This is a genomic window from Acinetobacter sp. YH12156, assembly GCF_013418235.1.
In the GTDB taxonomy this organism is placed as follows: Bacteria; Pseudomonadota; Gammaproteobacteria; order Pseudomonadales; family Moraxellaceae; genus Acinetobacter; species Acinetobacter pseudolwoffii.
In genome coordinates, this window is sequence record NZ_VPCL01000011.1 from 16,164 (window position 1) to 28,692 (window position 12,529).

The window sequence follows — 12,529 nt, forward strand, 5'->3', positions numbered from 1 at the left end:
ATGTCGAAGACTCAAGCCAATAATTTACCGCGATTTCACGTTAAATGTTACAAGAAATTAAAAAATCCCGGACATAGAGATTGATCGACTGCATTTGCGCTATACAATAAGCCTTCCAGCTTGTTCTATTTTGATCGGATTTTAATTTATGTCACACACTATCACACTTTATGTTGATGGCGCCTGTCGCGGCAACCCGGGTTTAGGCGGTTGGGGTGCGTACATTATTAACGGCCAACAAGAACACAAAATTTGTGGCGGTGAAGACCATACCACCAATAACCGCATGGAACTGACGGCTGCCATCGAAGGCATTCTGTTCTGTGACAAACAGGATAAGCTGGTGATCTATACCGATTCCAATTATGTCAAACAAGGCATTACCGAATGGATTCACGGCTGGAAAAAGAAAAACTGGAAAGACGTCAAAAACCCTGACCTGTGGCAAAAACTGGATGCAGTCTGTCAGGGACGAGAGATTGAGTGGCACTGGATCAAGGGTCACGCCGGGCATGCCGGCAATGAAATGGCCGATCAGCTGGCCAATCAGGGCGCCGATGAAACCCTGAAAAAATCCAAGCAAAGCCCTTCAATATCTGAAGATAAAAAAAAATCTGAACCCGACTGGCTGCTAGATGATCCTTTTGGTCTGGATCTGGCCGAGAGCGAAGAAGAGCTGGACGATATGCAGGAAGAAGAAATCATTGAATTGAATGAAGTTGCCGACACCGAGCAAAGTGATCCAGCGCTTCAAGAGGTGGATGCAACCGTTGCCAATAGTTCGCAACTACATCCCCAGATTGTGATTACCCCCGCAACCTTACAATTGCATGGCCCGCGACAATTGATTCTAGATACCGAAACCACCGGTTTTTATTATCAGGATGGTGACCGGATTATTGAAGTCGGTGCACTGGAAATGGTCAATCGCAAACTGACCGGCAGCTCGATTCATATCTATATCAATCCGAAAACACCGGTCGGCGACTCGGTCAATGTCCACGGCATTACCGATGAGTTCCTGCAAGACAAACCGTTATTTGAGGAAATCTCTCAAGTATTGTTTGACTATTTGCACGGTGCCGAAATTATCGCGCATAACGCCAGCTTCGATATGAACTTCCTGGATATGGAATTCAAACGGGCAGGTTTTAAAGCCCTGTCCGAAGTTTGTGAAGTAACCGATACCCTGGCAATGGCCAAGTCCAAGCATCCGGGGCAGAAAAACTCGCTGGATGCCTTAGTGCGCCGCTACGAGATTCCAAAGCGTGACCGTACCTTCCACGGTGCCTTGCTCGATGCGGAAATCCTGTCTGATGTTTATCTGGCGATGACCGGTGGACAGGTATCTTTTGATATCGATGCTTTGTCTCATTCTGACGATCAGAACAACCGTTCAGGCATGGCCAGAGTTGAAATTGAACTGCCGGTGATTCTCCCCTCAGAACAAGAATTGCAGGAACATGAGAAATGGATCAAACAATTCGAAGAAAAACATGGAACTGCTTGCCTTTTCTCGAAATAAAATCTACATTTCCGAGCATGCTTTAGGTTAAAAACTACAGTTCTTCAGTTATAGTAAATACAAAGAGGTTCCGCAGCTTTAAGCGGGGCTCATATATAGATAATACTTCAGGAAAGGTGCAGATCCATGTCTTACCAAACCTCTATACATTTTGATCCAACAGCCTTACTGATAATAAAAAATGAGGTTGATAACTCGATCAAGTTAGTCGAATCAGCAGTAAGCACCTTGGTAGAAGATCAGACTTTACCTTTTGGCATTGATGATGCATTAAATCAGTTCGAACAATGCGCCCAGGTTCTGGCACTCATCGACATGTCCAGCCTGGCAAAAGTCGCTCATTATTCAGCAGAACTGATGCGCAAGATTATGGGGAACCCGGCACAGGTCAATACGCAGGACGTCATTGCCCTGAGTGAAGGCACCACCATGCTGAAACGCTATATCGAATTTATCTGCCTGCGTGAAGTAAAAATTCCACAGTTCCTGCTCGACACCCTGAACCGTCTGGAAATTGCGCTGGGTAAACTGCTCACCAGTGAAGGTCAGCATATTGAATCCCTGCTCGATCTGATCACGCCTGACTTTCAGTTACCACAAGCACCCGGTCTGGAAAAATCCAAATATGTTCAGCGCCTGTACAAGCTGTCCCTGAACAAGCTGCTTAAGCAGGAAGAAAGTGAACTGGATCTGCAGGCGATTAAACTGGTGGGGGCTTATCTGGCTGGGCTCGCTCAATCGCACACCAGCAAACAGTACTGGAATCTGGTTTTCGTTGCATTCAGCAATATTGATCACTTGCTGATTAATGAGCCACGTCTGCGCACTCTGGTGAGTATCGAGCGCAACATGGCACAATATTTTGGCTCGCCGGACAGCTTCAAGGCTTCACTTGCAGACCTGGCCAATGTCCTGAGTCTGTGTATTAGCCAGGAAGATGATACTGCACAACATATCCGCAGTCAGCTCAATATTGGTGAAGACCTGCTGACCGATATGCAGTTACAGGTCTTTAGTCGCCACCTGTATGGTCCAGACTTTGAAACCATGCATACCATTAGCGAACTGGTGACCACAGAAATGGCGCAGATTCGTAATGACATCGAGTTTAACTATCAGAACATGAGTCCTGAAAAAACTCAGGAATTGCAGGCACAGCTCAATAATCTGGCCAACATCTTCAAAGTATTGAACCTGAATGAAGCCTATCATGACCTGAACCGTCAAGCTACTTCACTGAGCCAGACTGAAATCCTGAAAGATCCGGGTTTTGCCCAGCAGTTGATGAATGTGATCCTGTCTGCCATGAACTCGATTGGGGTACTGGAACGTCATCACACCTCGAGCCGTTTGCAGCTGCGCGTCAACAACATGAATATTTCTCTGGACCGCCTGGATGAAGCACATGCGGCTTTACTCACTGAAACCAAGGCCCTGATCGAGCTTTCCAGCCAGATTCTGAGCAACTATCTGCAAGATCAGGACTTGGCTGCACTCGAACCTGTGCCAGTACAATTCTGTGAAATTGGCGGGGCGATGCTGTTCCTGAATGCAGAACATGTTCGTACTGCATTCACCACCACTGCAGCATTCATCAAGAACCGTATTGATCTATCAATGGCATTAACGCCGGAAGAGATTCATCGTGCTCTGGATACTCTGGCGAGTGCCGACATGATGATTGATAACTTAAAGAACAAACAGCCTGTTTTACAGGCTATGTTTAAGGTAGCATTGGACAGTAGTGAAAAACTCAAAATAGTTGCCTAATGTCCAAATTATCACTTGCTTATATTTTTCAGCAGCAGCAACTGCTGGTCGATCAACATTTTCAGCTTCCACAGGTTGAAGCCCTCGCAAGTGATTTGTTACTCCACACGGGTGATCAAGTGATTGCCCGTGACCTGCTTCCCGATGAGCCGATTCCTGCAGGCTTGCAACTGGTACCCATCCGCCAGTTATTACAGTTCTGGAATACCCAGCAATTCGAACAGGCCAGCCGTGCGGTACAACTTTTAGAATGGCGCCGGAATCACAAATTTTGTAGTCATTGCGGTACGGCCACCGAAGCACATCCGCTTGAACATGCGATGCTCTGTCCATCCTGCAATTATCGTCAGTATCCACGGGTCCAGCCTTGTGTCATTACTGTCATTACCCGGGGTGAAGACGAAATTTTGCTGGCCAAAAACGCGCGTAATACCAAAAGCCAGATGTATGGCCTGATTGCCGGTTTTGTTGAAGTTGGCGAAACGCTGGAAGAGGCAGTACGTCGTGAAACGCTGGAAGAAGTCGGTTTAGAACTCAAGAATATTCAGTATTTGGCTAGCCAGCCCTGGCCGTTTCCAAGCAATCTGATGATTGCCTTCAAGGCTGAATATGCCGCGGGTGAAATCGAATTACAGCAAGAAGAAATTAGCGATGCACAATTCTTCAAATTCGATCAGCTGCCTGAAATTCCGTTCAAGGGCAGTATTGCCCATGCCATGATTATGCATGTGACTCAAGGTACGGCAGTCGCAGACGATACCAAGACCTGGCTCTAGCTCTTATTGATCTCAAGTTTGGCTGAACCAATAAAAAAGAATCCAAGGGAGATGATCTCCTGGATTCTTTTTTTATGTATTGCTACTGGGTTAAATCCCGTTATTAGTCTCGAGATCTAAATGCATCCTCGAGTGCCCAAAGCACCTGCGCTTTGGTCTGGAAATAGCGACTGAACAAACTAGATAATGAACCTACGATTGTAATATGGCCAAGTTTCGGAATATGAATCAAATGGCTATGATTGCCCTTTTCTCGCAATACCCGATCTAGATCCTGACTATTGAAATGGCCAACGATGTTGTCCTTCTCGGCAATAAACAGATAATGCCGGGTTGGGCTATTTTTAACAAAATAATAAGGCATGACCTGCTGATATGGCACCGCCTGATCAAAAGCATCGGCACAAATCGGATCATTCTTATAATCAAAATGATAAGGCCCCGCCAGACCAATAATCGCACGGATTAGACTGTGGTCAATGCTGGCAGATTGCGGATGATACAGTGCAGACATGACATTGAATGCCCCAGCCGAATGTCCCATCAAAACCAGGTTTTCAGCACAGATATCTAACCGGCCGGCAGACTGCTGCAAGTGGTTCAATAATAAATGCAGATCATCAATATAGGCTGGGAAAATATGTTGTGGTGCCAGATGATAATTCATCACCACCACATCATAGCCTTCTTTGGCAAAGGCCTCACCAATGAACTGATAATCCTTTTTATCCCCATGCAACCACGCGCCGCCATGTACAAAAATAATCAGGGGGCGATGGGGCAAAGGCTGCTGGCTACGGAACAGATCAAAGCGTTGCCGTGATTTTAGACCATAAGCCAGCTGAGTTTCGATCGTGTAACCCTGTTTAGGCGTTAAACGATTCAACGCATAACTGCCAAAATCATAGAGTCTAAATGCTTTATAGCGTTGCTGGACTTCCAGAATCTGATTCGACAATTGGTTTTTAAAATGACCGACCTTATGGAGCATCGGTTGGTTCAACCGTATCAGGATCTATCGCAACCGGCGTCTGTTCGATACCGGGCTGTGCATAAGCAGGTGCTGCAAAGTTCTGACTGCTCAGATTTGAAGACTGTTCAACATTATCAATCAGGGTCACAATTTTGGTGACATTGCCCACTTGCTGCAATACCTGATTCAGGTCAGCAATTTCTGCGCTGTTCAAACGTCCCATCACATACAGCACGCCATCTTCAGTATGCACATGTACTTTACTGTCCGCAACCACAGTGGCTTTCATGATCAGGCCACGGGTATTCGCTGTGACCGCAGTATCCTGCATGATGGTGCTATAGCTGATCTGGTTGCCTACAGTAATAAAATTATGTACCGCTTTGACATCGCTCATGGATTTGACATTGTCTTCTGCCAGCTGCTTGAGATGTGCATCGGGCACCTGACCGGTCAGCAAGACATTGCCATGAAAACTTTCAATATTGACCCGGGCCTGTTTGAAGCGCGAATCTAGTTTATAAAGATTAATTTTTGCAGTACGGACAATCGAGGAATCAATAAACACCTGCCCCAAGGTACGCGCCCCACTCTCAGTTCCTACAGGAGCCGTACCTGTGCCGCTAGAAATAAAACTGGCACAACCTGATAAACTTGCGACACACAGCATTGTTATTGCAATACGCTTAACCACTCAGCAAGACTCCTTCATTTTATTACGTCTTTTTCAATCTAATAATCTGTCTTTAAGCTCAGATCATGGCAACTCTGCTTGAACTTTACAATGATCTTGAGGCAAATATAAGCATCTTTAGACCTTATTTTATTCACAGATTAATAAACTCTTGATCAAAAGTAAAAGCATTTTCAATCCATTCCAGATCATAAGGGTATTGCGAAAAGTCATGCTGTAGGGTTTTTGCAAATTGCTGTTTAAAATCAAAACAAATCACGTCAAAACGATAGTAATAGTGTGCAAATTGTGGATTTTTCTGAATAAAGCACATTGCCGTCTTGAGCATCTTGCCCTGTTTTGCTTTCGACACCGACTCGATCGCTTGCGCATATCCGGTGTGTGCACGAGCTTTGACTTCAACAAAGATCAGCTCCTGTTCACGTACCAGAATCAGATCCAGTTCACCATAACGGCTGTGATAATTGGCTGTAAGCAATTGAAATCCCTGCTGCTGCATCAGTTGGGCGGCTTGCTGTTCTGCCCATGTACCTAATTGCTGTCGCATTATTCTCTTTCCCTGTTAGAGCAGCTTTACACCTGTGCCACTGTACTGAAAACATTGCGGAGTACGCTGGACACCGTGTTCAGTGATCTGAATCCGGCCGGTTCTGCCCTGAAATTCAATCGTTTGCAGCCGCGGCTGAGATAAATACTGCTGGGTGATGTGCCAGGCATCGCCGCCAAAAGCAATCAGGCGCTGATAAGACAGATTAACCGGTTCCTTGGCATAAGCTTGCAGCACATCCGGCCAATCCGCTAAGTAAAGCACTGGAACATCACAAAACTTGATCCCTTGTGGCAGCTTGTGCTGTTCGCTCATGGCATTGGCTACGGTATACATCCGTGAACGATTTAATTCAGGCATGACAGCCATCCATTCTGCATTGCCCAGAAACAATAATCCCTGCTTGGGCATTAAAAATCGTGGTGGTTTATCTACGATTTTAAATTTCAGATCACTCTGGCTCAGCAAGGACATCAACAACAGTTCATGCTCCGCTTCACTGCCCGGCTGGCGTAAAATCAGCAGTTGCCGAATCCCGTCTTTGAATAAAAGTGCTTTTAAGGCAGCGGCATCATCTTTCTTGGATAGACTGAACTGCCAGACATTGGGAGAGACATCAGCCACTTCATTCAGGCTGAGGGTACGTACTTTGGGTTTGCTGTGCAGCAGTTGTTCCACGTCGCTACGTGCCAATGGCCCCACCACCATTCTGGTCTTTTTATTGACATGCTGTTTAAGTAGCTGGGAGATATTTTTCTGATTGGCATTGACCCATTTCAGCGGAATCTTGTGTCCTGAAGCGGTATAGGCACTGAGAAAACCCTGTTTGATACTCGATGCAGCTCGCGCCAAAGGCCCGGATTCGGGTAGAATGATCAACACTTCTGCTTGAACGCTGCTGATGCAGCTGACTAAACACAAGCCTAATATTTTATTTTTCATCTTCCATTTTTTATTATTCAATTTATTCCACATGGAGAAACCTATGAGTGCTCAGTTATTTGTTGTTGCGACTCCAATCGGGCACTTAGATGATATTAGTTATCGTGCAATTCAGGTGTTGAAGTCGGTGAGTCTTATTGCTGCTGAGGATACACGAACTTCAGCACAGTTGCTTAAACACTTTAATATTCAAACACCTCTGACCGCTTGCCATGAACATAATGAAAGCAACAAGATTGATCAACTAATCCAGCGCCTACTCAATGGCGAAGATATGGCCCTGATCAGTGATGCTGGTACTCCCCTGATCAGCGACCCTGGTTTTAAATTTGTCCGTGCTGCACAAGCGCATAATATTCGCGTGATTCCTGTACCTGGTGCTTGTGCGGCTATTGCTGCCTTAAGTGCAGTCGGCTTGCCGAGTGACCGTTTCAGTTTTGAAGGTTTTCTGCCATCCAGACAAAGTCAGCGCCTGCTGAATCTGGAAAAACTGAAAGATGAAACCCAGACCTTAATTTTCTATGAAGCACCGCACCGGATTCTGGAATGCGTTAAAGATATGGCGAGCATATTTGGAGCAGACCGTCCTGTTGGCTTCGCGCGTGAAATTACCAAGACTTTTGAAACCATCAAGAAAATGACTTTAGGTGAGCTGGTCGAATTCATTGCTAATGATCATAATCAGCAAAAAGGTGAAATTGTTCTGGTGATTGGCGGAGCAACCGAAGAAAAAGATCTGGATCAGGAAAAGCTGGATAAATTATTGAATCGCTTATTACAGGATCTGTCAGTCAAAGCAGCTTCACAACTGGCAGCAGATTTAACCGGTATCAAAAAGAAAGTGGCTTATCAACGTGCTTTAGAACTGACTTCGGCAAACGATTAATGTTCTAGATTTTCTATCACGTTTTGATTTGCAAAAAAAACACCACAATTGATGTGGTGTTTTTTATAAGAGGCAAGTCAATCAATAACTTATTCTTTGGCTACTGATTCATCTGCTGGGACTTCAACAATACGACCACCATTGGCAAGGAAAGCCGCAATTTCGTCTTCAAGTGCCTGACGCTTCTTTAACTTTGCAGTCACGGTCAAAGTTTCAGCTTCTGCAAGATCGTTATCATTGACGACCTCTGTACTCTCTGTTGCGCCTTTTTCAGCTGCTTTTGCTTCATCATCGTCAACGATTGAATCTTCAACGTCGTCATCATAATCATTCATGTCTGTCATTTGCATCTCCCCCAAAATGAGCGCTCGCTTTGTATTTAAAGCCAGGTGTCGAATTAAGTGAAATTTAGCAATCTATGTGGCATTCGCCTAGTACCAAATATTAAAAAATCGTATTTTTTTTAAACAAAATCGTTACTCTTTATGGATGTTTGTTTAAAAAATTTACATTTCAACGTTAAGCTGCATAGCGTGTGTCTTTAAGTAAACTCAGACCATTGGCCTGTGCCATAAATGCATCTTTTAACATTGGCTGATTTTCTACCTGTTTCAGACCGAAATTACGTGCCCAAACCATCGGGAAAAATGAAGTCGTTTCCATCCAGCCAATCGCAGACATGCTGTGCATCATGGCATCGTTTTGTCCTTTACGGCGGTGCTCATAACGCTTCAGGCTTTGCTCATGTGCCCAAACACCACGTGACTGATCATGCAGCAATACATCACAGAGCACGGCAGCATCCAGACAGCCAATATTCACCCCTTGACCTGCCAGCGGATGAATCACATGGGCAGCATCACCAATCAAAGCCAGACCATCTTGAACATAGTATTGGGCGGCACGTGCTTTTAATGGAAAAGTCGCACGTGGTGTCGCTTGTACGACCTCACCGAGCATATGATGACTTTCACGGGTCAATAGCTGTGTAAAGTCAGCATCTGACAACCCTGCATATTCTTCAGCATAATCATCCGGCAAAGTCCAGACGATGGATTGCCAATGTCCCTGCTCTTCTTTTTTTAAGCTGGCCATCGGTAAAAAAGCCAGAGGGCCAGTTTCCAGAAAAATCTGGCGCGCCATATGCTGATGGGGCTGTACAGTTTGAATCGCACAGCTGATCCCGGCCTGTTTATAGTCCAGTACATCAATATCGATGAAAGCTTGCTCACGGACAAAGGAGTTGGCACCATCTGCACCAATCACCAGCTTGGTTTTAAGCTGTGTGCCATCGGCCAGATGAATGATCCAGACACCGACTCCACGTTCTACCCGGCTGACTTTAACTTCGGTACGGTAATCCTGTACAGCGTCAAGCATCTTTTGCTGAATAGCCAGATTCAGGATACTCGGTTCCACCATCGAACCTAAGGCTTGTTCTACTGAGGGTGTTTTTTCTGAAGGCTGGCCGAAATTAATGTCACCATAGCCATTTTTATTCCAGACCTGCATACCGGTATAAGGCTGCTGACGTGCCAGTTTTTCCCATACACCGACTATTTTTAATAGGTGAATGGTTGCCTGACTCAGCGCCAAAACACGTGGATTCGCCACACCTAATGCCTTATCTGCATCTAAAATTGGGGCAGCGTCTAAAACTGTAGGCTGCACACCACCTTGCGCCAGCAGAAGTGCAGTCAGTCCACCGACCAGTCCACCGCCAATAATGACCACATCCAAGATTTCGTTATTTTGATTTAAGCTCATGCTTTTAATCCCATGGCATAATTTGCAACCAAAGGTTTAATGCCTGGAATATTTTCAAAGCAGATTAAGCCTGTGTTACGCATCAGTTTGAGGAATGGATTCTGGTTACTAAAACCGCGTACCACTGAATCACAGAATTTAATGACCCGCTGCTGATCTTTCAGGCGTGATTTTTCGTAGTCCTGTAGCATGGCTGCATCACCTAAATCAGCACCCTGCTCAAGCTGCTCTGCCAAATAGCGATTAAGCACATAAGCATCACGCATACACAGGTTAAAACCCTGACCGGCAACCGGATGAATAGTATGCGCAGCATTACCCATCAGCACCACACGACCTACGGCCTGCTTTTCAGCGAGCACTTGAGAAAGCTGGAAACAGAAACGCTTGCCGGTTTTCTGGAATTTTCCGGCACGGTCACCATAGGTATCCTGCAAGGCATCAAGAAAATGCTGATCATTTTCATCGCCCAACCATTCACCTTCTGTGCCTTTTTTTACCGGCCAGACAACGGAACGGCGATATTCACCCGGCAATGGCAATAACGCCAAAGGGCCTAAATGACTGAAACGCTCAAAACCGACATGACCATGGGGCTTCGAGGTTTGTACTGTAGTCACGATCGCGACCTGATTATAATCGTGTTCTGAAGTACCAATGCCCAATGCTTTACGGCAGAAAGAATCACGACCGTCTGCGGCAATGACCAGTTTAGATTGTAAAGTCAGCTCAGATTCACCACGCTGCGCCTGAATATAAGCACAATCGGCATCTTGGGTCAGCGATGTGACTTGTACACCATCAATCAGTTCAATCAGCGGCTGTTTTTTCACTTGGGTCAGCAGCACACGGCCGAGCCAGGCATTTTCAATCACCTGACCGAAACTTTCGACTTTTTCCTGTTCTGCTTTTAGGCATGCCTTACCAAAGCTGCCTTGTTCGGTAATATTGACTTCCAGAATTGGTGTGGCATGTTGCTGTAGTGCATCCCAAAGGCCGAGTTCCTGATAGATCTGTACACTACGGCGCGACAAGGCACTGTTACGCGCATCAAAACTGGAATGATACGGGGCAAGATGTTCATCATCATAATCTGGATATTTGATGGCTTCCAAAAGTTTGACTGCAATATTGGTTTTCGCCAACATCAGTGCGAGGCTTAAGCCCACCATACCACCACCGACAATGATGACTTCTTGTTGCATGCTGTAATCCTTTCAATGTCGTATCCAAGTCAATAGATACTTATAATCATGATGGATTTTATATTAGCTCAAAAAAATTCTTTTTTATAATGAAATAGCGTGTCTCGCCTCTGATGTTTATTGTTTCCGGGTGGCCAACCAGCACAGAATTGCTCCAGCCGTAACCATTGCCACACCCTGCCAAAAACCAAAAGACAAAGACGTACTCAGCAATAATGCTGCAAATAAAGCAGATAACACCGGAGTAAAATAGGAAGCACCCGCCATTAATGTCATGTTTCCAGAAATAATTCCAATATTCCAGGCACCATATCCCAAACCTAAAGCTCCGGCTGCCATAATCAAAGTGACGGTATTATCATAAGTAAAATTAAGCGCTGCTCCATTCATCAGGAAATATTTGATCCAGAGCACAACCGCAGCAAGGGCAAAGAATATCGTGACCAAGTTTTTACCTTGAGAGGTTTTTACGGTCACGGAACAATATGCAGCCCACAAAACCGCTGCAGCAAAAGCTAAACCATAACTAAGAGGATTAGCTTTCAAATTGCTCCATATTTGTAAGAGATCAAAGCCGGTATCTCCGCCTAAAACCCAACAAATCCCAACCAAGGCCAATAGGCAACCAGGAAGAATTAAGAGATTGGCTTTAACGTTGTTAAAAATGATTGCAAATAATAAGGTAAAAGTCGGCCATAGATAATTAATCATGCCGACTTCAATGGCTTGCCGACTATTTTGAGCATAACCAATAGAAAGGGCAAAACATAATTCATAAGCAACAAATAAAAGACTTCCCCACCATAAATAAGGCTTTGGAATAGTAGAAAGCTTGGGTAGACCGATGGTAAAAAATAAAATAATGGATGCCACACTGTAAATCAGGGCAGCACCTGCGACCGCTCCAAAACTCTCACTGACACTACGAATTAAGCCAACATTCGTACTCCAGAAGATGACCGCAGAAAGACCAATTAAAGTCGCGACATTTCGATTAAATACCGGTAGAGCGTTTAAGAGCATGGGCTATTTACTCAGAATCAAAGATATTCAGATATATGCTTTTGTAGTTTTAAAGATTAATTTTTCGACTCATTCAGATCATGCAATGAATCAGAATGATAGTAAATAATGCAGACTTAAATTTTAGATAAGAACTGTAACTTTCAGCTAAATTTATAGTTTTGTATGACTAAAATTGGCACAATATTTATTTTTTTAAATCGTCGCTTAGCTTTTAAGGAGAACTAAGATCTACAGCTTGGAGGTAAAAAAATCATTTGTTTATGGACGTTTTTTCCTCATAACTCCGCTATTTTATGGCTATCCAAACACCCAAAATGCCGTCTCTGTCAGCCAGTCATCTAGCTCAAATCACCATAATAAAAACGGAGCCTCAGCTCCGTTTTATTGATAACTATTCCATCCACTCAAGCCGAATTTT

Annotated in this window: 12 protein-coding genes; 4 read left to right on the forward strand and 8 right to left on the reverse strand. The window is 44.7% G+C overall.

The features are described from left to right. Positions 1–148 precede the first annotated feature (148 nt). From dnaQ to nudC, 3 genes are all read left to right on the forward strand, one after another. Positions 149–1,525, forward strand: a complete 1,377-nt coding sequence (gene dnaQ, locus FTU87_RS09980; protein WP_180097214.1) for a DNA polymerase III subunit epsilon — start codon at positions 149–151, stop codon at positions 1,523–1,525. 126 nt (positions 1,526–1,651) lie between these two features. Beyond that, complete coding sequence (locus tag FTU87_RS09985; protein ID WP_180097216.1) at positions 1,652–3,295, forward strand: chemotaxis protein; 1,644 nt, start codon at positions 1,652–1,654, stop codon at positions 3,293–3,295. Next, on the forward strand, positions 3,295–4,071 hold the full coding sequence (gene nudC, locus FTU87_RS09990; protein ID WP_005171856.1) for an NAD(+) diphosphatase: 777 nt from the start codon (positions 3,295–3,297) through the stop codon (positions 4,069–4,071). Before FTU87_RS09985 ends, nudC begins: the two co-directional genes overlap by 1 nt. Positions 4,072–4,174: 103 nt before the next feature. Here the strand turns inward: nudC and FTU87_RS09995 are convergent, their stop codons facing one another. From FTU87_RS09995 to FTU87_RS10010, 4 genes are all read right to left on the reverse strand, one after another. Then, positions 4,175–5,062 (reverse strand): alpha/beta hydrolase, encoded by an 888-nt coding sequence (locus FTU87_RS09995; RefSeq protein WP_180097218.1) that lies wholly within the window; start codon positions 5,060–5,062, stop codon positions 4,175–4,177. Then, positions 5,052–5,738 (reverse strand): BON domain-containing protein, encoded by a 687-nt coding sequence (locus tag FTU87_RS10000; protein ID WP_005096366.1) that lies wholly within the window; start codon positions 5,736–5,738, stop codon positions 5,052–5,054. The genes FTU87_RS09995 and FTU87_RS10000 overlap by 11 nt, the downstream gene beginning before the upstream one ends. 133 nt (positions 5,739–5,871) lie before the next feature. Further along, entirely contained in the window at positions 5,872–6,285 is a 414-nt protein-coding gene (locus FTU87_RS10005; protein ID WP_005096365.1) for a YraN family protein, read from the reverse strand. 15 nt (positions 6,286–6,300) lie between these two features. Continuing rightward, positions 6,301–7,260, reverse strand: a complete 960-nt coding sequence (locus FTU87_RS10010) for a penicillin-binding protein activator (protein WP_180076043.1) — start codon at positions 7,258–7,260, stop codon at positions 6,301–6,303. 10 nt (positions 7,261–7,270) lie between these two features. Between FTU87_RS10010 and rsmI the strand changes: the two genes are divergently transcribed. After that, on the forward strand, positions 7,271–8,113 hold the full coding sequence (gene rsmI, locus FTU87_RS10015) for a 16S rRNA (cytidine(1402)-2'-O)-methyltransferase (RefSeq protein ID WP_180097221.1): 843 nt from the start codon (positions 7,271–7,273) through the stop codon (positions 8,111–8,113). An 89-nt stretch (positions 8,114–8,202) separates the two neighbouring features. Here rsmI and FTU87_RS10020 read toward each other — a convergent pair whose 3' ends face one another. The 4 genes from FTU87_RS10020 to yddG form a co-directional block, all read right to left on the reverse strand. Beyond that, positions 8,203–8,457, reverse strand: a complete 255-nt coding sequence (locus FTU87_RS10020) for a hypothetical protein (protein WP_180097223.1) — start codon at positions 8,455–8,457, stop codon at positions 8,203–8,205. A 175-nt stretch (positions 8,458–8,632) separates the two neighbouring features. Next, positions 8,633–9,880, reverse strand: a complete 1,248-nt coding sequence (locus tag FTU87_RS10025; protein ID WP_179999437.1) for an FAD-dependent monooxygenase — start codon at positions 9,878–9,880, stop codon at positions 8,633–8,635. Next, positions 9,877–11,085 (reverse strand): FAD-dependent monooxygenase, encoded by a 1,209-nt coding sequence (locus tag FTU87_RS10030; protein WP_180097225.1) that lies wholly within the window; start codon positions 11,083–11,085, stop codon positions 9,877–9,879. The genes FTU87_RS10025 and FTU87_RS10030 overlap by 4 nt, the downstream gene beginning before the upstream one ends. A gap of 117 nt (positions 11,086–11,202) precedes the next feature. Continuing rightward, positions 11,203–12,108, reverse strand: coding sequence for an aromatic amino acid DMT transporter YddG (yddG, locus tag FTU87_RS10035; RefSeq protein ID WP_074383056.1), 906 nt, complete (start codon positions 12,106–12,108; stop codon positions 11,203–11,205). Positions 12,109–12,529: the final 421 nt, after the last annotated feature.

Coding starts and splice junctions, on each gene's coding strand:
- dnaQ (WP_180097214.1), top strand. CDS start 149: ATGTCACACACTATCACACTTTATGTTGATGGCGCCTGTCGCGGCAAC.
- FTU87_RS10010 (WP_180076043.1), bottom strand. CDS start 7,260: ATGTGGAATAAATTGAATAATAAAAAATGGAAGATGAAAAATAAAATA.
- rsmI (WP_180097221.1), top strand. CDS start 7,271: ATGAGTGCTCAGTTATTTGTTGTTGCGACTCCAATCGGGCACTTAGAT.
- FTU87_RS09995 (WP_180097218.1), bottom strand. CDS start 5,062: ATGCTCCATAAGGTCGGTCATTTTAAAAACCAATTGTCGAATCAGATT.
- FTU87_RS10020 (WP_180097223.1), bottom strand. CDS start 8,457: ATGACAGACATGAATGATTATGATGACGACGTTGAAGATTCAATCGTT.
- FTU87_RS10005 (WP_005096365.1), bottom strand. CDS start 6,285: ATGCGACAGCAATTAGGTACATGGGCAGAACAGCAAGCCGCCCAACTG.
- nudC (WP_005171856.1), top strand. CDS start 3,295: ATGTCCAAATTATCACTTGCTTATATTTTTCAGCAGCAGCAACTGCTG.
- FTU87_RS09985 (WP_180097216.1), top strand. CDS start 1,652: ATGTCTTACCAAACCTCTATACATTTTGATCCAACAGCCTTACTGATA.
- FTU87_RS10025 (WP_179999437.1), bottom strand. CDS start 9,880: ATGAGCTTAAATCAAAATAACGAAATCTTGGATGTGGTCATTATTGGC.
- FTU87_RS10030 (WP_180097225.1), bottom strand. CDS start 11,085: ATGCAACAAGAAGTCATCATTGTCGGTGGTGGTATGGTGGGCTTAAGC.
- yddG (WP_074383056.1), bottom strand. CDS start 12,108: ATGCTCTTAAACGCTCTACCGGTATTTAATCGAAATGTCGCGACTTTA.